This is a genomic window from Bradyrhizobium sp. SZCCHNS2022, assembly GCF_032377575.1.
Classification (GTDB): domain Bacteria; phylum Pseudomonadota; class Alphaproteobacteria; order Rhizobiales; family Xanthobacteraceae; genus Bradyrhizobium; species Bradyrhizobium aeschynomenes.
Window position 1 is genome coordinate 7,325,030 of sequence record NZ_JAUHHZ010000001.1, and the last position, 24,214, is coordinate 7,349,243.

22 protein-coding genes are annotated in these 24,214 nt (G+C 65.3%); 17 read left to right on the forward strand and 5 right to left on the reverse strand.

What is annotated here, in order from left to right; translation table 11 throughout:
* Nucleotides 1–4: 4 nt before the first annotated feature.
* Both QXZ94_RS32730 and QXZ94_RS32735 read left to right on the forward strand, forming a co-directional pair.
* Nucleotides 5–1,462, forward strand: a complete 1,458-nt coding sequence (locus tag QXZ94_RS32730) for a sigma-54 dependent transcriptional regulator (RefSeq protein WP_315725418.1) — start codon at nt 5–7, stop codon at nt 1,460–1,462.
* A complete protein-coding gene (locus tag QXZ94_RS32735; protein ID WP_315725420.1) occupies nt 1,437–2,801 on the forward strand; it encodes a sensor histidine kinase in 1,365 nt (454 codons plus the stop codon). Before QXZ94_RS32730 ends, QXZ94_RS32735 begins: the two co-directional genes overlap by 26 nt.
* A 15-nt stretch (nt 2,802–2,816) precedes the next feature.
* Here QXZ94_RS32735 and QXZ94_RS32740 read toward each other — a convergent pair whose 3' ends face one another.
* The 3 genes from QXZ94_RS32740 to QXZ94_RS32750 form a co-directional block, all read right to left on the reverse strand.
* Complete coding sequence (locus QXZ94_RS32740; RefSeq protein ID WP_315726681.1) at nt 2,817–3,677, reverse strand: formate/nitrite transporter family protein; 861 nt, start codon at nt 3,675–3,677, stop codon at nt 2,817–2,819.
* A 143-nt stretch (nt 3,678–3,820) separates the two neighbouring features.
* Entirely contained in the window at nt 3,821–4,507 is a 687-nt protein-coding gene (locus QXZ94_RS32745) for a GntR family transcriptional regulator (protein ID WP_315725422.1), read from the reverse strand.
* 103 nt (nt 4,508–4,610) lie between these two features.
* Nucleotides 4,611–5,324 carry a GntR family transcriptional regulator gene (locus tag QXZ94_RS32750; protein WP_315725424.1) on the reverse strand — a complete coding sequence of 238 codons (714 nt, stop codon included), beginning with the start codon at nt 5,322–5,324 and terminating at the stop codon, nt 4,611–4,613.
* Nucleotides 5,325–5,456: 132 nt separating this feature from the next.
* On the opposite strand from QXZ94_RS32750, the gene QXZ94_RS32755 reads away from it, so the two are divergent.
* From QXZ94_RS32755 to QXZ94_RS32785, 7 genes are all read left to right on the forward strand, one after another.
* Nucleotides 5,457–5,981, forward strand: a complete 525-nt coding sequence (locus tag QXZ94_RS32755; protein ID WP_315725426.1) for a copper chaperone PCu(A)C — start codon at nt 5,457–5,459, stop codon at nt 5,979–5,981.
* A gap of 99 nt (nt 5,982–6,080) precedes the next feature.
* On the forward strand, nt 6,081–7,859 hold the full coding sequence (locus QXZ94_RS32760; protein WP_315726683.1) for a PQQ-dependent dehydrogenase, methanol/ethanol family: 1,779 nt from the start codon (nt 6,081–6,083) through the stop codon (nt 7,857–7,859).
* A 100-nt stretch (nt 7,860–7,959) separates the two neighbouring features.
* Nucleotides 7,960–8,457 carry a c-type cytochrome gene (locus QXZ94_RS32765; protein WP_315726685.1) on the forward strand — a complete coding sequence of 166 codons (498 nt, stop codon included), beginning with the start codon at nt 7,960–7,962 and terminating at the stop codon, nt 8,455–8,457.
* Nucleotides 8,454–9,083, forward strand: coding sequence for a hypothetical protein (locus QXZ94_RS32770; protein ID WP_315725428.1), 630 nt, complete (start codon nt 8,454–8,456; stop codon nt 9,081–9,083). Before QXZ94_RS32765 ends, QXZ94_RS32770 begins: the two co-directional genes overlap by 4 nt.
* Before the next feature lie 93 nt (nt 9,084–9,176).
* A complete protein-coding gene (locus tag QXZ94_RS32775) occupies nt 9,177–10,727 on the forward strand; it encodes an AMP-binding protein (protein WP_315725430.1) in 1,551 nt (516 codons plus the stop codon).
* A 42-nt stretch (nt 10,728–10,769) separates the two neighbouring features.
* Nucleotides 10,770–11,708 (forward strand): AEC family transporter, encoded by a 939-nt coding sequence (locus QXZ94_RS32780; RefSeq protein ID WP_315725432.1) that lies wholly within the window; start codon nt 10,770–10,772, stop codon nt 11,706–11,708.
* Nucleotides 11,709–11,733: 25 nt separating this feature from the next.
* Nucleotides 11,734–13,446 carry a thiamine pyrophosphate-binding protein gene (locus QXZ94_RS32785; RefSeq protein WP_315725434.1) on the forward strand — a complete coding sequence of 571 codons (1,713 nt, stop codon included), beginning with the start codon at nt 11,734–11,736 and terminating at the stop codon, nt 13,444–13,446.
* Nucleotides 13,447–13,715: 269 nt separating this feature from the next.
* Here QXZ94_RS32785 and QXZ94_RS32790 read toward each other — a convergent pair whose 3' ends face one another.
* Nucleotides 13,716–15,023, reverse strand: a complete 1,308-nt coding sequence (locus tag QXZ94_RS32790) for an MFS transporter (protein ID WP_315725436.1) — start codon at nt 15,021–15,023, stop codon at nt 13,716–13,718.
* A gap of 151 nt (nt 15,024–15,174) precedes the next feature.
* Between QXZ94_RS32790 and cyoA the strand changes: the two genes are divergently transcribed.
* From cyoA to QXZ94_RS32830, 8 genes are all read left to right on the forward strand, one after another.
* Nucleotides 15,175–16,350: a ubiquinol oxidase subunit II gene (gene cyoA, locus QXZ94_RS32795; protein ID WP_315725439.1), complete on the forward strand. Its 1,176-nt coding sequence runs from the start codon at nt 15,175–15,177 to the stop codon at nt 16,348–16,350.
* 23 nt (nt 16,351–16,373) lie between these two features.
* The gene (gene cyoB / locus QXZ94_RS32800; RefSeq protein ID WP_315725441.1) at nt 16,374–18,383 is read left to right on the forward strand and encodes a cytochrome o ubiquinol oxidase subunit I; all 2,010 of its coding nucleotides are present in this window, start codon (nt 16,374–16,376) and stop codon (nt 18,381–18,383) included.
* Nucleotides 18,380–19,009: a cytochrome o ubiquinol oxidase subunit III gene (gene cyoC, locus QXZ94_RS32805; protein ID WP_315725443.1), complete on the forward strand. Its 630-nt coding sequence runs from the start codon at nt 18,380–18,382 to the stop codon at nt 19,007–19,009. The genes cyoB and cyoC overlap by 4 nt, the downstream gene beginning before the upstream one ends.
* The gene (gene cyoD, locus QXZ94_RS32810) at nt 19,006–19,365 is read left to right on the forward strand and encodes a cytochrome o ubiquinol oxidase subunit IV (RefSeq protein WP_315725445.1); all 360 of its coding nucleotides are present in this window, start codon (nt 19,006–19,008) and stop codon (nt 19,363–19,365) included. The genes cyoC and cyoD overlap by 4 nt, the downstream gene beginning before the upstream one ends.
* Nucleotides 19,365–20,195 carry an SURF1 family protein gene (locus QXZ94_RS32815; RefSeq protein WP_315725447.1) on the forward strand — a complete coding sequence of 277 codons (831 nt, stop codon included), beginning with the start codon at nt 19,365–19,367 and terminating at the stop codon, nt 20,193–20,195. Before cyoD ends, QXZ94_RS32815 begins: the two co-directional genes overlap by 1 nt.
* A gap of 46 nt (nt 20,196–20,241) precedes the next feature.
* On the forward strand, nt 20,242–21,594 hold the full coding sequence (locus QXZ94_RS32820; RefSeq protein WP_315725449.1) for an ATP-binding protein: 1,353 nt from the start codon (nt 20,242–20,244) through the stop codon (nt 21,592–21,594).
* The gene (locus tag QXZ94_RS32825; protein ID WP_315725451.1) at nt 21,584–22,117 is read left to right on the forward strand and encodes a response regulator transcription factor; all 534 of its coding nucleotides are present in this window, start codon (nt 21,584–21,586) and stop codon (nt 22,115–22,117) included. The genes QXZ94_RS32820 and QXZ94_RS32825 overlap by 11 nt, the downstream gene beginning before the upstream one ends.
* Nucleotides 22,118–22,333: 216 nt before the next feature.
* A complete protein-coding gene (locus QXZ94_RS32830; protein ID WP_315725453.1) occupies nt 22,334–22,648 on the forward strand; it encodes a DUF6496 domain-containing protein in 315 nt (104 codons plus the stop codon).
* A gap of 253 nt (nt 22,649–22,901) precedes the next feature.
* Here the strand turns inward: QXZ94_RS32830 and QXZ94_RS32835 are convergent, their stop codons facing one another.
* Nucleotides 22,902–23,780: a Ku protein gene (locus QXZ94_RS32835; RefSeq protein ID WP_315725455.1), complete on the reverse strand. Its 879-nt coding sequence runs from the start codon at nt 23,778–23,780 to the stop codon at nt 22,902–22,904.
* Nucleotides 23,781–24,214: the final 434 nt, after the last annotated feature.

A 24,214-nucleotide genomic window follows, 5' to 3' on the forward strand; every position in this document is an offset into this window, starting at 1 on the left:
CGTGATGGGCATTCAGGGAACGATACTGGTCGTAGATGACGAGATCCGGTCGCAGGAAGCGCTGCGGCGTGTCCTCAATCAGGATTTCGAGGTGCTGTGCGCGGGCAATACCGCGGACGCCGAGAAGCTGCTCGAAGGCGAGATCGTGCATGCGGTGATCTGCGACCAGCGGATGCCGCAGGAATCCGGCGTCAGCTTCTTGAAGCGCGTGCGCGAGCTATGGCCCGATCCTGTCAGGATGATCATCTCCGGCTATTCGGACTCCGAGGACATCATCGCCGGGCTCAACGAGGCCGGCATCTATCAGTACATCACGAAGCCCTGGCAGCCGGAGCGCCTGATCGACATCGTGCGCGAGGCCGTGCAGCTGTATCGGCTGCAGAAGGAAACCGAAACTGCGGGCGTCGACGTCAAGGCTACGCCCGAGCACATCAAGAAGGTCGTCTCGGTCAAGCGCGGCGCAGCTAAGAAGCTGTATGATTTCGACCGGATCGTGCACTCGGCGGCGAGCCCGATGCGCAATGTGATCGAGCTCGGCCGGCGCGCCGCCGACTACGACATCTCGGTGCTGATCACCGGCGAGTCGGGAACCGGCAAGGAGCTCCTCGCACGCGCGATTCACTACGGCTCCGCGCGCGCCAGCAAGGCGTTCGTCGTCGAGAACTGCGGTGCATTGCCGGACGAGCTGCTTGAAAGCGAGCTGTTCGGCTGCAAGAAGGGCGCCTTCACCGGCGCCTATCAGGATCGCATCGGCCTGTTCGAGGTGGCCGACGGCGGCACCATCTTTCTGGACGAGATCGGCGAGACGTCGCCGGCGTTTCAGGTCAAGCTCCTGCGTGTGCTGCAGGAGGGCGAGATCCGGCCGCTCGGCGCGCAGCGGGTGCGCAAGGTCGACGTCCGTGTGGTCGCGGCGACCAACCGCGATCTCGAAGCCGAGGTCGAGGCCGGCCGGTTCCGCCGCGACCTCTATTACCGGCTCGCTGCATTCCCGGTGCACATGCCGTCGCTGCGCGAGCGTCCGATGGACATTCCGCTGATCGCCGAGGGCGTGCTGGCTGCGGTGAAATCCTCGTTCAACCGGCCACATCTGCGCTTCGCGCCGCCGGCGCTGGAGGAGTTCTCCCGCTATCATTGGCCGGGCAATGTCCGCGAGCTGCAGAACGAGATCCAGCGCATGGCGGTGCTGGCCGATGCCGACGAGCTGCGCTGTCCGCCTTTTGCCGGCCGGCGCAACGGCCGCCGTGCCGCGCCCGCGTTGGCCAATGGCAAGCTCAACGGTTCGGGCAGCCTGAAGGACAGGGTCGAGGATCTGGAAAAGACCATCATCGTCCATTGTCTGGAGAAATATGATGGTAACATCAGTCGCGTCGCCAGCGAGCTCGGTCTGTCGAGGGTCGGCCTGCGCAACAAATTGTCGAGATACGATCTGAAGAAAAATGGCAAAGGCCACGCATTCTCCTGAGTCCGGCGCCGATACGCTGCTGAAGCTGATAGCCCGCAGCGGATCGCTCGAATTCGACAGCGAGCGCGAAGGCGTCTGGATCGAAGTCATCCGCAAGATGGATGAGGTCTATTCCGACCTGCTGCGCTACGAGGTCGATCTCGAGCACAAGAATGCCGAGCTCGAGGAAGCGCAGGCCTTCGTCACCAACGTCATCGAATCGGTTTCGGACATTCTTGTCGTCTGCGACGCCAGGGGCACGGTGCAGCAGGCCAACTCGGCGTTTCAGCGGACCTCGGGCCGCCTGTTGGCCGACATCGTCGGCCGCAACATGGCCGACATGATCGATTCCGAACATCGCGGCAAGCTCGCATTGCTGCTGACGCCCCGCAGCGGTGCCGAGGTGGTCGACGGAGAACTACGGTTCGCGTCGGCCGCCGGCAGCTCCGACCTGTTTGCGATCAACAGCTCGCCGCGGCTCGATCACCGAGGCCGCTTCATCGGCGTGGTGCTGACCGGCCGTCCGATCGGCGAGCTCCGCCGCGCCTATGAGGCCCTGCACAAGGCGCATCAGGAGCTGCAGCGCGCGCAACGGCAGCTGGTCGAGCAGGAGAAGATGGCGAGCCTCGGCCGGCTCGTCGCCGGGGTCGCCCACGAGCTGAACAATCCGATCAGCTTCGTCTACGGCAACATCCACACCCTGATGCGCTACCGGACCGCGCTGGTCGGCTATCTCGACGCGATCCACGAGCAGCCGGTCGCCGATGACGTCGCCGCGCTCCGCAACGATCTGCGGATCGATGCCATCCTCGAGGATTTCGGGCCGCTGATCGAGGGCACGCTGGAAGGCGCGGTGCGGATCAGCGAGATCGTCAAGAACCTGCGCCGGCTGTCCTTCTCCAAGCTCGGCGAGGTCGAGCGCGTCAACATCGAGCGGCTGATCAACACGGCCGTGCTGTGGGCCGGACGCACCAAGCAGCATCGGGTGGACATCCAGATCGAGGTCGAGCCGGATCTGTGGATCTCCGGCAATGAAGGCCAGTTGCATCAGGTGATCGTCAACCTGGTGGAGAACGCGATCGACGCGATGCGATCGACCGAGCTGCCGCGGCTCGTGGTCTCGGCGGCGCGCCAGGGCGGCGAGGTTCTCTTTCGGATCGCCGACAATGGTCCGGGCATCGACAAGGATCATCTGAGCCACATCTTCGAGCCGTTCTTCACGACCAAGCGTGTGGGCGAGGGCACAGGGCTCGGGCTGTGGATCAGCTACGGTATCGTTCGCGAGCATGGCGGCGAGCTGTCCGCGACCACCGAGCCGCAGGGCGGCGCCACGTTCTCTTTCGCGCTGCCGGCCGCTTGACCGTCTGCGCCTCGATCAGATCTCCTGATCCAGCTCGGCAGCGACCTGACCATAGTTGAGCAGCGCTACGAGCGTGGTGCCGCCGACGACGTTGCCGAGCAGGGTGGGAACGAAAAAGGCCCCGACATAGCCGCTCAATGAGGCCTGCCCCTCGAGAACGAGGAAGGCGCATTCGACCGATCCGGCGATGATGTGCGCGAACTGGCCGAGCGCCACCAGATAGGTCATCACCATCACGATCTGGGCGCGCGCCCCGCGCACGGCCGGCAGCAGCCACGCCATCAGCGCGATCAGCCAGCCTGCGAAGACGGCGCGCATGAAGGTGGTCGAGAACGGGCCTTCGACCGTGTGGCGGCTCAGCTCGGTGAACGCCTGGATGATCCGCGACTCGAACACATCGGTATACGCCAGCGCCGCCGCCGCCGCCCAGGTCCCTGCGATGTTGGCGATCAGCACGAGGCTCCAGAGCCGCGCCACCCGTCCCAGCGTCTTGAGGTCGCGATGGTGCAGCAGCGGCAGGATCGGCGTCAGCGTGTTCTCGGTGAACAATTGCTGGCGGCCGAGCACCACCACGAGAAAGCCTGCGGTGTAGCCAAGTGGAGCGAGCAGCCGCCGCGCCGCCTCGTCGGAGAGGAAGGCAAGGAATTCGCCCTGCACGATCAGCGAGAGACTCATCGACAGGCCGGCGGCGAGGCCAGACAGCAGAATGGCCCACCAGCGCCGTTCGAGCTCGCTCTCGCCCTCGGCGCGGATCGTCTCGTGGATCAGTGCGGCGTTGGGCCGGCTCTGCGCCTGAATCTCCCGCCTCTGCTGCTCCGAGACGCCCTCGATGTCGGCCGCCGGGCTGAAGGTCGGAGCGGTTGCCTTGCTGCGCACGTCGCGGGATCCGTCGGCTGGCGTGGCGGCTGCCAACGCTGACATGGAGATGCTGAGATCTCCCGTCGGCCTGAACGTGCGAGGAGGCGGCAAGGTTCCTGATGGTTGGCGCGACGGATGTGTCGCCGGCGCGGAGGCCGAGGTCAGGACACGGTGGCGACCGGCACCCGCTCGCGTTGCTTGGACAGCCGCGCCAGCAGCACCGTGGCGGTGCGCGTGATGTGCTGCCGGGCCAGGTCCTCGGCCTTCTGCGCGTCGCCCGCGATCACCGCGTTCAGGATTTCCTCGTGCTGATCCCAGATCCGGCGCGGGGTCTCGTCGCGCATCAGCACCTCGCCCATCAGCCGGCGCAGATGCAGCCAGTGCGGCTGGGTGGTGTCCTGGATCACGGAGTTGCCGGAGATCTCGTAGAGGAATTCGTGAAACTTCACGTCGGCCTCGATCAGCTTCTCGACCGAATGCTCGCGCTCCGCGCGCCGGCCTTCCTCGATCAGCTTCGGGCCTTCCTCGGCGGCACGCTCGGCGCCGCGGCTGGCCGCGAGTGCACAGGCGAGGCCTTCGGCGACAGCGCGGATTTCATAGAGGTTGCGGATGAAGTCGGTGTCGATCGGCGCGACCTCCAAACCCCGGCCCGGCGCGTCGCGTACAAATCCCTGATTGCGCAGCAGCAGCAGCGCCTGCTGCACCGGCTGCCGCGATACGCCGAGGTCGCGCGCCAGATCGTCCTGGATCAGGCGCGCGGATTCCGGCAGATCGCCGCCGACGATGTCGGACAGAATGCGCTGGTAGACGCGTTCGGTGAGGCTTGGCTGGGTCGTCAGCGGCGGCACGCGGCCTCCTGCACCTGATCCGGTGTTACGTCTGAGGATCGATACGAGGCGGGCGGGCGGCACATTGGAGCCGGGCCCGCGAACACCGTGCGATCCGTGACGGTCATAGCGAGAACTTCCGCGCCGAGAGCGTGCGCCGCTGCTTCGGCCGGCTCTCCTGCTGGATTTCGAGATGGCGGATGAACACGCGGGCGGCGCGCGAGATGTGCTCGCGACTCAGCCGTTCGGCGTCCGTGCTGCGGCCCGCGATGATCGCGGCGAGAATATCCTCGTGCTCGTCCCAGACCGTCTGGGACATGCCTTCCTCCTTCTGCAGCACGTCGGACATCACGCGCTTGAGGCATGGCCAATGCGGCGCCATGGTCTCGCCGATCAGCGTATTGCCGGACAACTCGCCGAGAAATTGGTGGAAGGCGATGTCGGTCTCGATCTTGCGGCTGACGAGACCGCTTCTGACCGCCTCATGGCCGGCGGCGATGTAGGCCGGGCCTTCAATCGCAGCGCGGTCGCTCGCGCGCTCGGCAGCGAGCCGCGCCGCAAGCCCTTCGAGCACGGCCCGCATCTCGTACAGATCCCGGACGAAGCCCGGATCGAGCGGCGCCACGATCAGGCCGCGGCCCGGTGCGCTCTGCACCAGCCCGCAGCCGCGCAACAGGATCAGGGCCTGCTGCACCGGCTGGCGCGACACGCCGTAGGCCTGCGCCAGATCGTCCTGGATCAGGCGGGAGCCGGAGGTGAGCACGCCGCTGACGATCTCGTCAGTGATCGCTTCGACGACCTGATCGACCAGGGAAGGGGCGGGGGGCACGATTCGCATGAGCCATCACATTGTGTCGGACATTAGCACGTCAAGCCGGAAATTCATTTGCGAGGAATTCGAATTCAGAGTACGAATTCAAAAATAAGGAGCCAAGCTAAAACGGCTTTCATATGATCGGGGAGGGCGTCCGTGTCGGATCAACCGGCTCGTTCGAAGCGCGACCAGAGCTGCTCGGCGTCCTCGGAGGGCAGCGTGCGCGCCGGCTCGAGGCCGGCATCAGCGTATGGATGGGTGGCGGCGCTCGGTGCCGCGTTCGTCGCGACGGCGCCTGCAGCTGCTGCGGCCGGAGAAGGTCTGACTCTCTCCGAAGCCTGGGTGCCTGCGACACCCGAGGTCGGTCGCGACATTCCGCTGCTGCTGACGATCAAGAATGAAACCACGGCGCCCGAAGCCTTGATGCGCGTGCGCTGCCCGATCGCGAATTTTTCCGAACGTCACACCGTCGATCGCGGCGAAGGCGCGCCGGCGATGCGCGCTATTCCCAACATTCCGATTCCCGTGGGCAGCACGCTGGTGCTGCTGCCGAGCGCCTATCACGTGATGCTGCTGCAGACGCGCGAGCCGCTGGAGCCCGGCAAGCGCTTCACCTGCACGATCGTGTTCCAGAAAGCGGGATCCATCGAAACGGAGGTCGAGGTCCGCAAGTCGCCCTGAAGCTTGTCTGAAGCTTGTTCTTCGCCTGCTGCCTCTCCGCTGCGCGCCGGCGGGGTGTCGTCCAACAAAATGCAAAAATCATCTTGGGAGAAGGAAATGATGAGGAAACACGTCAGGTCCACGTTACGGGCGATGCTGCTCGCCAGCGCAGCTTTCGCCTGCTTCCACCTCGCCTCTCCGGCGCAAGCCGCCGACGAGATGACGCCGGAGCGGCTGCTCAATGCCGACAAGGAAGCCGGCAACTGGCTGCATCATCACAAGAACTATTCGGGCACGCGGTTCTCGACGTTGAAGGAGATCAACAAGGACAACGTCAAGAATCTGAAGGTCGCCTGGACGATGCATCTCGGTGGCGTCGAGGGCGGCGGCATCTGGAGCCATGGCGGTCTCGAAGGCACGCCGATCGTCGAGAACGGCATGATCTATGTCACCGACGGTTGGGGCTCGGTCTACAAGATCGATGCGCGCGGCGGCAAAGGCCAGCTGGTGTGGAAGATGGATCCGAAGACGGATCACGACTGGGCCGGCGCCATCGCCTGCTGCGGTGTCGACAATCGCGGTGTCGCGCTGTGGGGCAATCTCGTCGTCTCGCACACGCTCGACGGCCGCCTGATCGCGACCAACAAGGAGACCGGACAGGTCGCGTGGCAGCGCCAGGTCGCCGATCCCGACAAGGGCGAGGTGATCACGGGCGCGCCGCTGATCGTGAAGAACATGGCAATTTCGGGCGTCGCAGGTGCCGAATACGGCATCCGCGGCTGGATCGCCGCGACCGATCTCGGCACGCAGAAGGAAGTCTGGCGTACCCATACCATTCCGGCGAAGGGCGAGCCCGGCAGCGAGACCTGGAAGGACAGCAACGATGCGGCTGCGGCCGGCGGCGGCTCGACCTGGGTGACCGGCACCTACGATCCGGCGACCGACACCATCATCTGGGGCGTCGGCAACCCCGGTCCGGACTGGGACAACGCCTATCGTCCGGGCGACAACCTCTACACCGACAGCTCGCTGGCGCTCGACGCCAATACCGGTAAGATCAAGTGGCACTACCAGCACACGCCGAACGATCCCTACGATTATGACAGTGTCGCCGAGAACGTGCTGGTCGACGTGCCCGCGCCGAACGGGCAGACCTTGAAGCTCGCGCTCGAGGCGGACCGCAACGGTTTTGCCTATGCGATCGACCGCACCAACGGCAAGTTCATCTGGGGCCTGCCGTTCGTCAAGAAGGTGACCTGGACCAAGGGGCTCGATCCGGAGACCGGCAAGCCGATCGAGTACGATCCCAAGAACCCGGTGCAGCGCTACAACGCAGCGGTGACGCCGCATCGCGAGAACAAGGTCGCGGACATCTGCCCCGGCAACATGGGCGGCAAGAACTGGCCGCCGACGTCCTACAATCCGGACCTCAAGCTCTGGTACATCCCGGTAATCGAGAGCTGCAACCGGATCACGGTCGAGGAAGCCACCAAGGACAAGCTGAAGCCGCGCGAGTTCTGGACCGGCGGCGGACCGAGCCAGCCGTTCAAGATCACGGGCAGCGTGACCGCGATCGACGTCACCACCGGCAAGATCGCCGGCAAGATGGAGACGCCGTTCCCGAACCTCGGCGGCATGCTGTCGACGCCTGACCTCGTGTTCACCGGCCAGCCCTCGGGCGAGGTGATGGCGCTCGATGCCAAGACCTTGCAGAAGCTGTGGGAGTTCAACACCGGCGGCGGCGTCAACGCGCCTCCGGTAACGTTCACCGTCGACGGCAAGCAGTATGTCGCGATCCTGGTCGGTCTCGGCGGCGCCTGGGACAAGTGGTTCATCGAAGCCACGCCCGAGCTGAAGAAGATCCAGCCCGGCTCGATGCTCTACGTCTTCGCGCTGTGACGTCGATTGCGGAGCGGAGGCCTTGCCTCCGCTCCGCCCCTTATTCCCTGTTCGACAAGAAGATCAGATGAAACTCAGTGCGATCACGTCCGGCGTGGCGTTGGCCTTCGTTCTCCTCTCAGGATCGCTCGCCTCGGCGCAATCAGCCGCACCTGCCGACCCGACCGACGCGGGCAAAGCGGTGTTCAAGCGCGCGAACTGCGTCGGCTGCCACAAATGGCACGGCAACGGCGGCGGCGGCTATGGCGGCGACGCGCTGTCGCTGCGCAAGACCGAGCTCGACCGCCAGCACATCATCGAGACCGTCACCTGCGGCCGGCCGGGAACGGGCATGCCGTATTTCGCGCGCGGCTCCTACGACACGGCGAAGTGCTACGATATGAGCCGTCAGGACGTCGGCGAGCGCATGCCGCCCGAGGGGGGCGTGTTCCTGCGCCCCAATGACATCGAGGCGGTTGCGGACTACGTGCTCGCGCACATCAAGGGGCGCGGCGAGCCCAGTTACGACGAATGCACGGCCTTCTTCGGCAATACATCGCGCGTCTGCGACATCTACAAGGCCAACGCCACCAGGCCTGCAAGCGAGCCACCGAAATGAAACGCTCAGTCTTCGCTGCGATTTTCGCGACGTTCCTGTCCGCTGTGGTGCATGCGGCCTCTGCGCAGGCGGTGCCGAGCTACGATCTGCGGGACATCACCGTTGGCATGCCGATCGGCGACCTGCCGAATGAAGGATATGTCAATCTGACCTGCGCCAAGGATCCGGACCGCAAGCTCAGCGCATGGTCGGCCTGGCGCGACTGTCCGGCCGACGAGCGGTCACGTCACGCGGTGCGCTTCGACTTCGATCCGGAGACCAGCCAGGACGGCACCAAGGTCGCGGGGCATCCGGTGCTGCTGACCGTCCTGGTCGACGACAAGGGGACCGTGACCGGCCTGACCATTGAAACCGATCCGAAGGCGCGACTCTATATCCGCAAGAAGGCCTTCCTGCTCGGCAATCAGGTGAAGTCGCGCTACGGCGCCGAAGGCTGGGACTGCAAGGAGCTGCAGCCGACTGCGGGCGAGCAGCCCGTGGGCGGCGTGTTCCTGCGCGAGGTCTGCAACAAGACGGTGCCCGGCCGGACGCTGACGGTGGAGCGCGAGCTGTTCCGCAAGCCGGATCAGGACATCAAGAGTTTCGTCGACCAGACACTGGTCCGGATCACGAAGCAGACGAACTAAGTCGACGCGTTCGAGCAGCGCCTGTTGGCCGCGGCTAAGAGTGTCACGGCTGACGTTGTCGCGTCTGGAGATTTGCCGAAGGAGGAGGGGGGGATGAGGGATCTCCTGAACTTTGGGCAGATGCTATCGGCGCACGCCCGCATGTCGCCGGAGCGAACCGGCGCCCGCGACCTCGAGCGGTCGATGAGCTTTTCGCTCTGGAACGAGCGCGCATGCCGGCTCGCCAATGCGCTGCTTGGCCTCGGCCTCGCCAAGGGCGACCGCGTCGCGATCCTCGCCTACAATTGCGTCGAGTGGTGCGAGATCTACGCGGCGACCGCCAAGGCCGGCCTCGTCGCGCTGCCGATCAATTTCCGTCTCACCGCGCCGGAGGTGCAGTTCATCGTTCAGAATGCGGAGGCTTCCGCCGTCATCGCGCAGGACGAACTCGTGGGCCTCGTCGAGGAGGTCCGCGGAGATCTCGGCATCGCCGACGATCGCTTCATCCACTTCGGCAGCAAGCCGCGCCCGGCCGGCTATCGGGGCTATGAGGACATCATCGCGGCCGCGTCATCGCGCGAGCCCGACCAGCAGGTCGCGCTGTCCGATCCCTGGACCCTGATGTACACCTCCGGCACGACCGGCAAGCCGAAGGGCGTGCTGCGCAGCCATCGCAGTGCCGTTCTGCTGTCGATGGTCACCGAGATCGAACTGAAGCTCAGCCGCAACGACGGCGCGCTGCTGGTGATGCCGATGTGCCATGCCAATTCGCTGAACTTCTTCTGCGCCTTCGGCTATATCGGCGGCGTCAATTCGATCTATTCGCGCAAGAGCTTCGATCCCGAGCACGCGGTGTCGACGCTCGCCGGCGGCGGCTCGACCTTCACGTCGCTGGTCCCCACGCACTACATCATGATGCTCGATCTGCCGCGCGTTGTCCGCGCGCAGCACGATTTCAGCGCGGTCACCAAGCTGATGATCTCCTCGGCACCGGCGCGCCCCGAAACGAAGCGCGAGGTCATGGAGATGTTCCCGAAATCGGGCCTCTACGAGCTCTATGGCGCCACCGAGACCGGCTGGGTCACCATGCTGCATCCGCATGAGCAGTTCACCAAGCTCGGCTCGGTGGGGCGCGAATGCGTCGGCGCCGCGCCGATCCGCATCCTCGACGAGGCCGGCACCGAGGTGCCGGACGGCGAGGCGGGCGAGCTCTATTCGTCCAACGCGCACACCTTCGACTGCTACTGGCGGCTGCCTGAGAAGACCGCTGAGGCGTTCCGCGGCGCCTATTGCTCGGTCGGTGACATGGCGCGCCGCGACGCCGACGGCTACATCCACCTCGCCGACCGCAAGAGCAACATGATCATCTCCGGCGGCGAGAACATCTATCCCTCCGAGGTCGAGGCGCTCGTCGGCGCGCATCCGAGTGTGAAGGACATCGCCGTGATCGGCCTGCCGGACGAGAAATGGGGCGAGCGTGTTCATGCCGTGATCGTGCCGCGCGACGGCATGACGGTGAAGGAGGGCGATCTGGCCGACTGGGCGAAGGAGCGCCTTGCCGGCTTCAAGCGGCCGCGCAGCTACGCCTTCATCACCGACAGCGAAATGCCGCGCAACGCCACCGGCAAGATCCTGCATCGCGAGCTGAAGAAGAGATTCTCGTAAGGTGAGTGGTGGCAATGCGCTGCGGTCTGGTAGATAGCTGCGATGCAGGCCGTTCTCAATTCCGCTCTTCCCATTTTCGCGCTGATCCTCACCGGATTTCTGTGCGGACGGTTCGGTGTGTTCGATCGCACCGCGACCGACAATCTCAACCGCTTCGCCGTCTATCTGGCGTTGCCGGCGCTGATCTTCACGGCGATGTCCAAGATCGGCGTCGAGCAGGTCAGCCAGTTCGGCTTCATCGGCGCGTTCTGCGGCGGCATCGCCGCGACGTTCGCGACCGGCTTCGTCATCAGCCGGCTGCGCGGCCGCCGCGTCGCGAATGCGAGCATCGAGGGGCTCGATGCCGGCTACAGCAATGTCGGCTTCATGGGCATCCCGATGTGCCTTTTGGTGTTCGGGCCCGACAGCGCGCCGGCCTCGATCATCGCGACGCTCTTCACGGCCTGTGTGCTGTTCCTGTTCGCGATCGTCGTCGTCGAGATGGACCTGCAGAAGGGCGCGACGCTCGGCGCCACCATCACCAAGGTCGCGCGCTCGCTGCTGACCAGCCCGTTGTTCATCGCGCCGGTTGCAGGACTCGGCGTCGGCCTCAGCGGCTTCGCGCTGCCGGCGCCGTTCATGAGCTTCACGACCCTGCTCGGCGGCGCGGCCTCGCCGGCCGCTTTGGTCTGCATCGGCCTGTTCCTGGCGCAGGAGCGCGTCGTCACGCACGATGCGACCTCGATCGCAATCCTCGTCTCGCTGAAGCTCGTGATGCAGCCCGCGGTCACTGCGCTGCTCGCTTTCCACGTCTTCGCAATGCCGCCGCTGTGGTCGCATTCAGCCGTCATTCTGAGCGCGCTGCCGATCGGCTCGGGGCCGTTCACGATCGCCAAGCTCTACGGTCTGGAGGCCGGCGTTACCTCGGGCTCGATCCTGGTCTCGCACATCTTCGCCGTTCTCACGGTCTCGCTGCTCGTGGCCTGGCTCGCGCCTGGCTGATCGCAATCTCATCCGGAGTAGTCCGATGAAAGTCTCCCCCGACAGTGCGGCCGACCTGATCGCCCGCCTGCTGAAGCGCCGTGGCGTCAACCGCGTGTTCGCGCTGTGCGGCGGCCACATCATGCCGATCTGGATGCGGCTCGACGCCGAGGGGATCCGCATCATCGACGTGCGCGACGAGCGCGCGGCCGTGCACATGGCGCAGGCGCATGCGGAGCTGACCGGCGAGCTCGGCGTCGCGCTGGTCACGGCGGGACCCGGCATGACCAACGCGATCACCGGCATCGCCAACGCCCACGTCTCGCGCGCGCCGGTGCTGGTGATGTCAGGCGGCAATCCTCGGCCGCAGGAGAATCGCGGAGGCCTGCAGGACATGGATCACACCCAGCTGGTGCGCTCGATCACGCGCTATGCCCGCACGGTGCGGGAGCCGTCGCTGGTGCTGCAGGAGCTCGACGAGGCGATCGCGCGCGCGTTCGGCGATGGCGGCGAGCCGGGGCCGGTGTTCATCGATTTCCCGGTGGATACGTTGCGCGGGATCGTGCCGAAGGCGCTGCAGCTCGAAGAGCATCTTGCGCCGAAGCCGCGCGCCGCGACGCGTCCTGATCCCGTCGAGATCAAGAAGGCCGTCGAATTGCTGTGGTCGGCGCGGCGCGTGCTCGTCATCTCCGGTCGCGGCGCGCGCGGCGCAGGTCCTGAGCTGCTCGGCCTGCTCGATCGTCTCGGCGCCGTCTATCTCGACACCGGCGAGAGCAGGGGGCTCGTACCCGACGATCACCCGTCGGTGGTCGGCGCGATGCGCGGCGCCGTGATGGGCGATGCCGATGTGATCATGACCGTCGGCCGCAAGCTCGACTTCCAGCTTGCCTATGGCTCGCCGGCCGTGTTCAAGGACGCCAAATTCGTGCGCATCAGCGACACCGCGAGCGAGCTGCGCGACAATCGCCGCGGCGCGGCCGAGATCCTGGCGTCACCGGCGGAGACGCTCCGCGCGATCGTGGCGCTCGCGGGCAATCGCGAATCGGCCGTCGATCGGCAATGGGCCGCTAAGTTGCGCGCTGCGCATCAGGAACGGGCCGCCAAGCTGAAGCAGAGCATGGCGACGGCGGCGCCCGGCTCGGACGGACGCTTGCATCCGAACCGGGTCTTGTCAGCGGTGCAGGAGGCGATCGGCCACGACGCCGTGGTCATCACCGACGGCGGTGATTTCCTCTCCTTCGCCCGTGTGGGCTTGAGCGCGCCGCTGATGCTCGATCCCGGCCCGTTCGGCTGCATCGGCATCGGCTTGCCCTATGGTATCGCCGCAAGTCTCGCTTATCCCGACAAACCGGTGGTCGTCGCGACCGGCGACGGCGCGTTCGGCTTCAACGCGATCGAGGTCGACACCGCCGTGCGCCACAAGGCGCCGTTGCTGATCGTCGTCGCCAACAACGGCGCCTGGCAGATCGAGGTGCACGACCAGATGGTGACGCATGGCAAGGTGGTCGGCACCAGGCTGCAATTCGCCGATCACGCCGCCATGGCGCGCGCGTTCGGCATGCATGCCGAGCGGGTCGAGACGGAGGAGCAGTTGGGGCCTGCGATCGAGCGCGCGCTGGCGAATCGTCCGGCGCTGCTCGACATGGTGGTGACGCCGGAGGCGGTGTCGTCGGATGCCAAGACGGGACTGGCGTGGGTGCCGGACCTGCAGCCGCTCGCGGCGTGGGACGAGGCGGAGCGGAAATGGCGGGAGAGTTGATCTGCACTTGATGTGCAACGCCGACTTCTAATCTCACCCCTCATGGTGAGGAGCGCCGAAGGCGCGTCTCGAACCATGAGGCCCGAGCTGTGGCCTCGCCCTTCGAGACGCCCGCCTCCGGCGGGCTCCTCAGGGTGAGGGGAGAGGCCGTTCCAAGCGGGCGACCGCGCAACTTGGAAAGAAGCTTTTGATCGTCTCGATCAGAACGCCGTGGCCGACAGCGCATCTCGAACCAAGAAGACCCGCTTCAGCTACATGAGTCGCCCCGCTTATTTCTGCTCCAACTGCCTCGGCGCACTCAGCCACAGCGCGAGCAGGGTGCACACCGCGCCCGACAGCAGGTAGCCGCCGGCCGACAGCAGGCCGAAATACGACGCCAGCAGCAGCGCCGCGAGTGGCGCAAAGCCTGCGCCGAACAGCCACGCCAAGTCGGCGGTCAGTGCTGACGCCGTGTAGCGATAGGTGCGGGCGAAGTTGGCGGCGATCGCGCCGGAGGACTGGCCGAACGACAGGCCGAGCAGGATGAAGCCGAGCACCATGTAGACGGTCTCGCCGACCGGACCGGCGTCGAGCAGCTGCGGCGCGAAGCCGGAGAACACGGCGATCGCGATGGCCGAGCCGATCAAGAGCGACTTGCGGCCGATGCGGTCGGCGAGCATGCCGGAGGCGATGATCGCGACCACGCCGAACACCGCGCCGACGGCTTCGATGACCAGGAAGCGCGCCGGCGTCTCCTTGGTGAACAGGAACACCCAGGACAGCGGAAACACCGTCACCATGTGGAACAGCGCAAAGCTTGCCAGCGGCGCGAAGGCACCGATCACGATGTTGCGGCCCTCGTGGCGGATGGTGTTGGCGACGCTGGCCGGCTGCAGTTCACGGGAGTGGAACAGCTCGTCATATTCGGGGGTCACCACCATGCGCAGCCGCGCGAACAGTGCGACGACGTTGATGGCGAAGGCGACGAAGAACGGATAGCGCCAGCCCCAGTCGAAGAAGTCCGCCGCCGAGAGATGGCCGACGAAGAAGGCGAACAGCGTGCTCGCGACGATCAGGCCGAGCGGCGCGCCGAGCTGCGGGATCATCGCATACCAGCCGCGCTGATGCTCCGGCGCGTTCATCGCGAGCAGCGAAGCGAGGCCGTCCCAGGCGCCGCCCCAGGCGAGGCCCTGGCCGATTCGCGCCAGCGCCAGCAGCCAGATCGCGCCGGCGCCGACGGTGTAGTAGCTCGGCAGGAAGGCGATCGCGACGGTCGAGGTGCCCAACAGGAACAGTGCGATGATCAGCTTGGCACTCTTGCCGTAGCGGCGGTCGATCGCCATGAAGATCACGCTGCCGAACGGGCGCGCGATGAAGGCGAGCGCGAACAGCGCGAAGGAATACAGCGTCTGCGTCAGCTCGTCGGCGAACGGGAAGACGAGCCGCGGAAACACGATCACGGACGCGATGGCGTAGACGAAGAAGTCGAAGAACTCCGACGTGCGGCCGATGATGACCCCGATCGCGATCTCGCCCGGGTTCGCCTCATGCCTGCGGGAGAGATCGGTCTCGCCGTCCATGGCCGCTGCCTGTGTCATCGCTGCTCGCAGTCCTCTCGCACTCTATCTAAGCCCGTAGATGTCTGGCCGGGCGGCGGTCCGGTATTGGACAAATTGTCCAATGTTGGGCGTGACGCGCTGTCGCTACGTGAGGCCTCGTTCAGAGATCCGCGCTTCGACGAGGTTAATCGTGCGTTACTGGAAGATATTGGCTCTGCTACCGCTGGGGCTTGCGCTCAGCGGCTGCAATCTGGTGGTGCTTTCGCCATCCGGTGATGTCGCCGCCCAGCAGCGCGATCTCGTGATCATCGCCACAGTTCTGATGCTGCTGATCGTGGTGCCGGTGATGGTGGCCACCGCCATGATCGCCTGGCGCTACCGCCAGTCCAACCAGTCCGCGACCTACACGCCGGACTGGGACCACTCGACCCAGCTCGAGCTGCTGATCTGGGCCGCGCCGCTGCTGATCATTATCTGCCTGGGCGCCGTGACCTGGATGGGCACGCATCTGCTCGATCCCTACCGTACGCTGGGCCGCATCTCGGCGGATCGCGCGGTGACGCCGCAGGACAAGCCGCTCGAGGTCAACGTCGTCGCGCTCGATTGGAAGTGGCTGTTCATCTATCCCGAATACGGCGTCGCCAGCCTCAACGAGCTCGCCGCGCCCGTGAACCGGCCGCTCGATTTCCGGATCACCTCGTCCTCGGTGATGAACTCGTTCTATATTCCGGCACTCGCCGGCCAGATCTATGCGATGCCGGGTATGCAGAGCCGCCTGCACGCCGTCATCAACAAGCCCGGTGTCTATCGCGGCTTCTCGGCGAACTACAGTGGCGCCGGCTTCTCCGGCATGCGCTTCGCTTTCCATGGCCTGTCGGATGCGGAGTTCGCGGGCTGGGTCGAGAAGGCCAAGGCCAGCGGCAATTCGCTGGGCAAGCCCGAATATCTGACCCTGGAGCGTCCGAGCGCCAACGAGCCGGTGCGGTACTATGCCTCCGTCGACAACGACCTGTTCCGCGCCATCCTCAACATGTGCGTCGAGACCGGCAAGATGTGCATGAGCGAGATGATGGCGATCGACGCCCGAGGCGGCATGGGCATGGCTGGTATCAGCAACACGCTGCCGCTCGCCTACGACAAGTTCGCCGGCCGCGGCGCCATATTCGGCGCCGAGCCGAGCTTCGTCGCCGGCGGCGTCTGCCTGCCGGGCGACCAGGTCACGCGCATGGCCGAGGACTCCTCGCCGACCGTCCTGGCGCCGCTCGACTGGACGCCGCTGCAGGGCCGCGGGCTGGAACGGCCCGGCCTGATGCGGCCGTCGAAGGCGTCGTTCATCCTGGGGCCGGCCCCCAAGAGCAATTCGTGAAGTCGGATTCGTGAGCGTCCATCATGTTTGATACAGCAGATATCACCAAGCTCATCTTCGGCCGGCTGACCCTGGAGTCGCTGCCGCTGCACGAGCCGATCATCATCGGCACCTTCGCGATGGTTGCGCTCGGAGGCGTCGCGCTGCTCGGCGCACTGACGTATTTCCGGCTCTGGGGCTATCTCTGGAAGGAATGGTTCACCACCGTCGACCACAAGCGCATCGGCATCATGTACATGGTGCTCGGCATCGTCATGCTGCTGCGCGGCTTTGCCGACGCCCTGATGATGCGCCTGCAGCAGGCGATCGCCTTCAACGGCTCCGAGGGCTACCTCAACTCGCACCACTATGATCAGGTGTTCACGGCCCACGGCGTGATCATGATCTTCTTCGTGGCGATGCCGCTGGTCACCGGCCTGATGAACTATGTCGTGCCGCTGCAGATCGGCGCCCGCGACGTGTCGTTTCCGTTCCTCAACAATTTCAGCTTCTGGATGACCACGGCCGGCGCCGTTCTGGTGATGTGCTCGCTGTTCGTCGGCGAGTTCGCGCGCACCGGCTGGCTCGCCTATCCGCCGCTGTCGAACCTGTCCTACAGTCCGGACGTCGGCGTCGACTATTATATCTGGGCGCTGCAGGTGGCCGGCGTCGGCACGCTGTTATCCGGCGTCAACCTGATCTGCACCATCGTCAAGATGCGGGCGCCCGGCATGACCATGATGAAGATGCCGGTGTTCACCTGGACCTCGCTGTGCACCAACGTGCTGATCGTCGCCTCCTTCCCGGTGCTGACGGCGGTGCTGGCGCTGCTGTCGCTCGACCGCTACGTCGGCACCAACTTCTTCACCAACGATTTCGGCGGCGATCCGATGATGTATGTCAACCTCATCTGGATCTGGGGCCATCCGGAGGTCTACATCCTCATCCTGCCGGCGTTCGGCATCTTCTCCGAGGTCACCTCGACCTTCTCGGGCAAGCGGCTGTTCGGCTACACCTCGATGGTCTACGCCACCGTCGTCATCACCATTCTGTCCTACCTGGTCTGGCTGCACCACTTCTTCACGATGGGCTCCGGCGCCAGCGTGAACTCGTTCTTCGGCATCACCACGATGATCATCTCGATCCCGACGGGCGCGAAGATGTTCAACTGGCTGTTCACGATGTATCGCGGCCGCATCCGCTTCGAGCTGCCGATGATGTGGACGGTGGCCTTCATGCTGACCTTCGTGATCGGCGGCATGACCGGCGTGCTGCTCGCGGTGCCGCCGGCCGACTTCGTGCTGCACAACAGCCTGTTCCTGGTCGCGCATTTCCACAACGTGATCATCGGCGGCGTGCTGTTCGGCCTGTTCGCCGGCATCGCCTACTGGTTCCCGAAGGCGTTCGGCTTCAAGCTCGATCCGTTCTGGGGCAAGATGTCGTTCTGGTTCTGGACCGTGGGCTTCTACTTCGCCTTCATGCCGCTCTACGTGCTCGGCCTGATGGGCGTGACGCGCCGCCTGCGCACCTTCGATGATCCGAGCCTGCAGATCTGGTTCATCATCGCCGGCATCGGCGCGTTCATGATCCTGTTGGGCATCGCCAGCTTCCTGATTCAGATCGCCGTCAGCGTCCTGCGCCGCGAGCAGCTCGTCGACACCACCGGCGATCCCTGGGATGCGCGCACCCTGGAGTGGGCGACGTCGTCGCCGCCGCCGGCCTACAATTTCGCCTTCACGCCCGTCATCCACGACAACGACGCGTGGTGGGACATGAAGCGCCGCGGCTACGTCCGTCCGCTCACAGGCTTCAAGGCGATCCATATGCCGAGCAACACCGGCACCGGCGTGATTCTGGCGGGCCTCAGCACCACCATGGCGTTCGGCCTGATCTGGTACATGTGGTGGATGGCGGCCGGCAGCTTCGTCGCGCTGCTGGCGGTCGCGATCGGCCACACCTTCAACTATCACCGCAGCTTCCACATTCCGGCCCAAGAGGTCGTGAGCGTCGAACGTGCCCGCACCGAGCTGCTCGCGGCAGGAGCCAAGTCATGACGATCGCAACAGGCACCATGAAGGCCGGCGAGCCGGTCTTCTACGTCGTCGACGAGCACGACCACCCGGAAGGCAGCAGCACGCAGCTCGGCTTCTGGATCTATCTGATGAGCGACTGCCTCATCTTCGCGATCCTGTTCGCCGTCTATGGCGTGCTCGGCGCCAAATATGCCGCCGGCCCGGCGCCGAAGGACCTGTTCGACCTGTCGCTGGTCGCAATCAACACCTCGTTCCTGCTGCTGTCGTCGCTGACCTACGGCTTCGCGATGCTGTCGATGCAGCAGAACCGCGTCGGCGCGATGCAGGGATGGCTGGTGATCACCGGTCTCTTCGGCCTCGCCTTCCTCGGCATCGAGCTGACCGAGTTCGCGCACATGATCCATGAGGGCGCGACGCCGCAGCGCAGCGCCTTCCTGTCGTCGTTCTTCACCCTGGTTGGAACGCACGGTCTGCACGTCACGTTCGGTCTGGTCTGGCTGCTCACCCTGATGGTGCAGGTCAAGCGCTTCGGCCTGATCGAGGCCAACCGGCGCCGGCTGGTCTGCCTCAGCATGTTCTGGCACTTCCTGGACGTGATCTGGATCGGTGTCTTCACCTTCGTCTATCTGATGGGAATGCTGCGATGAGCTCTGATGCCCACGCTCACGGTTCGGCCGACGACCATGCCGGCACGCGCTCCGGCCAGCTGATCGGTTTCGGCCTGTCCGTCGTCCTGACGGCGATCCCGTTCCTGCTCGTCATGACCGGCTCGTTCGACAGGCAGGTGACGGCGCTGATCATCATGGCGTTCGCGGCCGTACAGGTCGTGGTCCACATGATCTTCTTCCTGCACATGAACACCAAGGCCGAGGGCGGCTGGACGATGATGGCGCTGATCTTCACCATCATCATGGTGGTGATCGCGCTGTCGGGCTCGCTCTGGGTCATGCATCATCTGACCACCAACATGATGCCGGTGCACGAGATGGGCCAGACGCCGTGATGTCGAGCCCTGCCAATCGGGCAGGGGGACGAGAGACGCCGGGCGCGTGGCGGCCGGCGACGCTGGCGATCGGCGCCGCGTGGGTCGCCTGCGTCGCGATCCTGCTGGCGCTCGGTGTCTGGCAGGTCGAGCGCCGCGCCTGGAAGCTCGATCTGATCGACCGGGTCGAGCGCCGCGTGCATGCCGTGCCGGTGCCGGCGCCTTCTCCCGCACAGTGGCCAGCGATCAATCGTAGCGACGACGAATACAAGCGGGTGACGCTCAGCGGCCGCTTCCTCAACGACCAGGAGACGCTGGTCCAGGCGATCACGGTCGAGGGGCCCGGCTACTGGGTGGTGACGCCGCTGCAGACGGCCGACGGCCTCGTGCTGGTGAACCGCGGTTTCGTCCCCTCGGATCGCCGCGATCGCGCCAGCCGCGGCGCCGGGAACCCGGATGGTGCGGTCAGCGTGACCGGATTGCTGCGGATCTCGGAGCCCGGCGGCGGCTTCCTGCGCGACAATGATCCTCGGGCCAATCGCTGGTATTCACGTGACGTCGCGGCGATCGCGGCCGCGCGCGGCCTGCAGGACGTCGCTCCCTATTTCGTCGATGCCGACGCGACGCCCAATCCCGGTGGCTTCCCGATCGGTGGCCTGACCGTGATCGCGTTTCCGAACAACCATCTGGTTTACGCGCTGACGTGGTTTACATTGGCCCTGATGCTGGCCGGCGCCGGCGTGCAGCGGCTCCGCCGCGCGCGCGGCGAAGCCGGCGCGGCGGCAGCGCAGGATGCGGAATGGGATCATCGGCAGCAGGGCATGCGTGGACACGAGGCATCGCCATTGTGAGCGGACCGGTCCCGTCGACGCTTGCGCCAATCGCGGACGCCGCGCCATGAGGAACGAGGCGCCGAATCTGCCGATCGGAGCTGTCGCCGCGATCGGGATGCCCGAAATCCACGCTCCGCTGCCGACCAAGGACGCGACCAACCGCAAGAACATGGTCCTGCTGATCCAGCTGCGCTGGATCGCCGTGGTCGGCCAGATCGTCACCATCGCGTTCGTCACCTATTGGTTCGGCATCACGCTGCCACTGCTGCCCATGGCGGCGATCATCTGCGCGCTCGTGGTGCTGAACGTCGCCAGCCACATCTGGCTGCGGACGCGCGACGATGTCGCCAATCGCCATCTGCTGATCGCCTTGATGCTCGACGTCGTGGCGCTGACGTCCGAGCTCTATCTCACCGGCGGCGCGTCCAATCCATTCACCTGTCTCTATCTGCTCCAGGTGACGCTGGGCGCCGTGCTGCTCGATGCGCGCTCGTCCTGGTCGCTGGTGGCGCTCACCGTGCTCAGCTTCGTCTGGCTCACCATCGAGTACCGCCCGCTCGATCTCCCGCAGCATCACGTCAGCGACGCCTTCACACTGCACATCACCGGCATGTTCGTCGGCTTCGTGCTCGACGCCGTGCTGCTCGTCGTCTTCGTCACTCGCATCAACCGGAATCTGCGCGAGCGCGACGCCAAGCTCGCCGATCTGCGCCAGCATGCCGCCGAGCAGGATCACATCATTCGCATGGGCCTCCTGGCCTCGGGCGCCGCGCATGAGCTGGGCACGCCGCTCGCCTCGATCTCGGTGATCCTGAACGACTGGCGGCGCATGACCGCGATCTCGGCCGATCCGGCATTGGCGGAGGACTTCACCGAAATGGAAGCCGCGGTGCAGCGCTGCAAATCGATCGTCACCGACATCCTGGTGTCGGCCGGGCAGGCGCGCGGCGAAGGCTCGGCGCCGACGACGTTGAAGGCGTTCCTGACCACGCTGGTGGCGGAATGGAGCGCGGCGCGTTCGGCGCGCAACCTGATGGTCCGCAACGAGTTCGGCGCGGACCCCGCCATCGTCTCCGACGTCGCGCTGAAGCAGGCCATCGTCAACGTGCTCGACAACGCATTCGAAGTGTCGCGCGAATGGGTGGAACTCGTCGTCGAGCGCGATGGCGATCAGCTGCTGCTCAGCGTCAGCGATCGCGGACCCGGATTCGATCCGGCCATGCTCGGACAACTCGGGCGTCCCTACCAGTCGAGCAAGGGCCGCCCGGGCCGCGGCCTCGGGCTGTTCCTGGTGGTCAACGTGATCCGCAAGCTGGGCGGTAGCGTTTCTGCCTGGAACCACCGGGGACGCGGGGCAACCGTGCGGCTGTCGCTGCCGCTGTCGATGCTTGCGATTGGAGAGCCCAGTGGAGATTGAACGCTCTCTCCTCATCGTCGAGGACGACGACGGCTTTGCACGCACCCTGAAACGCTCCTTCGAGCGCCGCGGCTATGAGGCGGTGATCGCGGCCTCGCTCGAGCAGGTCGACGACATCCTGAAAGAGAAGACGTTCACCTATGCCGTCGTCGACCTCAAGCTCGGCGGCGCCTCCGGCCTCGTCTGTGTCGAGAAGCTGCATGCGCATGATCCGGAGATGCTGATCGTGGTGCTCACGGGCTTCGCCAGCATCGCCACGGCCGTCGAGGCCATCAAGCTCGGCGCCTGCCACTATCTCGCCAAGCCATCGAACACCGACGACATCGAGGAAGCCTTCCGCAAGGCCCAGGGCAACGCCCAGGTGGCGCTCGCGGAGCGCGCCACGTCGATCAAGACGCTCGAGTGGGAGCGCATCCATCAGACCCTGATCGATACCGACTTCAACATCTCCGAAGCCGCACGACGCCTCGGCATGCATCGCAGGACCCTGGCCCGCAAGCTGGAGAAGCGGCCGGTGAAGTAGGCCTCAATTCGGATCGCAGCTTCGATGCAATCCGACATTTGCCCGCAAGCAGGCAGCGCGACCTCTGCGGAAAGGGGAGCTGGCGAAGATCAACCCAGTCCCCACGCAGCCCATGGTGACAGATCGCGAAGCTCATCCTCGGATCCCCTGTTCCTCGGAAACGGAACCTTCGCGCCGTGTCGTGATTGCTGTGGTGTCACAGGGAGATCATCTTCAATGGCACGAACAGCACGCAAATACGCGAAGGGTGCGTCCAAGGACGTCGAGCGCGCGATGAAGAAGCGCAAGGCCGGAACGTTGAAGAGCGGTGGCTCGGGCCGCAAGGTCAAGAGCCGCAAGCAGGCGATCGCGATCGGCCTGTCGGAAGCGCGCCGCGAAGGCAAGAAGGTGCCGGCCAGGAAGAGCGCGAAGTCCTCGGCGAAGAAATCTGCCAAGAAATCTGCCAAGAAATCCTCGAAGAGTGCGAGCAAGACGAGCACGAAGAAGACCACCAAGAAAACGACAAAGAAGAAGTCGTCGAAGAAGAACTGATAGCGCTGATCAGCGCAACGCGCGCCGTGACGCGCAGTCGTCGCCCGATCCTCCGCTGTCGTCCCGGCGAACGCCGGGACCCAGAACCCCAGGGAGATGTGATGGGGCGGGATGTCCGACCAGTCTCGTCTCACCATACCCGCCGCGGAGTATGGATCCCGGCGTTCGTCGGGATGACGGCGGTGGGCGTGGGGGCTTGAGCTAGACGAGCCGTCTGTAGCCGGATGAGCGCAGCGACATCCAGGTTACGACTTCATCCGGCCTTGCGTTGCCGCGCCGCCGAGCGATGCGCCTTCTTTGCCGGACGGCGATGCGACGGCGCCCGCCGCGATGGTGAACGCGACGCCTTCTTGCCGCCCTTGCCCAGGCTCTGCTTCAGTGCGTCCATCAGGCTGACCACATTGCCGGACTTCTCCTCCGGCTCTGGCAGCTTGATCGGCTTGCCCGAGGCCTTGCGCTTGACCAGCGCCTTCAGCGCCGTCTCGTATTGATCCTTGAACTCCGAGGGATCGAAATGCGCGGCCTTGGTCTGCAGGATGTGGCCGGCGAGCTCGACCATGTCCTTTGTGATCTTCGGCGGCTTGATGTCGTCGAAGAACTCAGCTTCGTCGCGCAGCTCGTAAGGGAAGCGCAGCGTGGTGCCGAGCATGCCCTTGCCCATCGGCTCGATGGCGATGACGTGCTCGCGATGCGTCAGCACGATGCGCGCCAGCGCGACCCGGTCCTGGTCCTTCATGGCGTCGCGGATCACCGCGAAGGCGTCGACCGCTGCCTTGCCGTCGGGGGCGATGTAATAGGGATGATTGAGGTAGCGCTGGTCGATCTCCTCACGCGGCACGAAGCTGTCGATATCGATCGTATGGTTGCTCTCGATCTGGACCGCCTCCAGCTCCTCCGGCTCGATCTCGACATACTGCCCCTTGGACAGCTCGTAGCCGCGGCCCTTCTGCTCGCTCTCGACGATGTCGCCGGTCTCGGCATCGATCATCTGCTGCTTGAGCCGATTGCCGGTCTCGCGGTTGATCAGGTGGAAGCGCGTCTTCTCCACCGAAGTGGATGCCGGATAGAGCACGACAGGGCAGCTGACGAGCGAGAGTTTGAGCGAGCCTTTCCAATAGGCGCGGGGGGCCATCGGGATCTCCGTAAACGGTGAGGACAGCGTTGCAACGGATAAGTCGTCGTTGCGGTTCCGTGTGCCGCGGCTTGGAGCAGTTGCCCCGGATGCGCCGCCTATTTGTTACTCGTCATGCCCGGGCTTGTCCCGGGCATCCACGTCGACCCGCATCCGCCGACCGACGTGGATGGCCGGGACAAGCCCGGCCATGACGCCGTGAAAGGAGCGGGATGATCGGCTCTGCATAGCGAAAGGGGGCGTTACGATGGAGCATGCCCGTCGGGTTACTATGTCGCACCAACTATCCCTTGCCTCGTCGGGCAAATCAGATCGATCTTTCCGTGCATCCCGCCTCATGCAGAGGGCGTACGCGTCGTCACGATACGTGGAGTGCGGGAGGCGATGGACGAGACGGCAGCGTGCGCTTGATGCGCGGACGAGCGTTGTCTCTC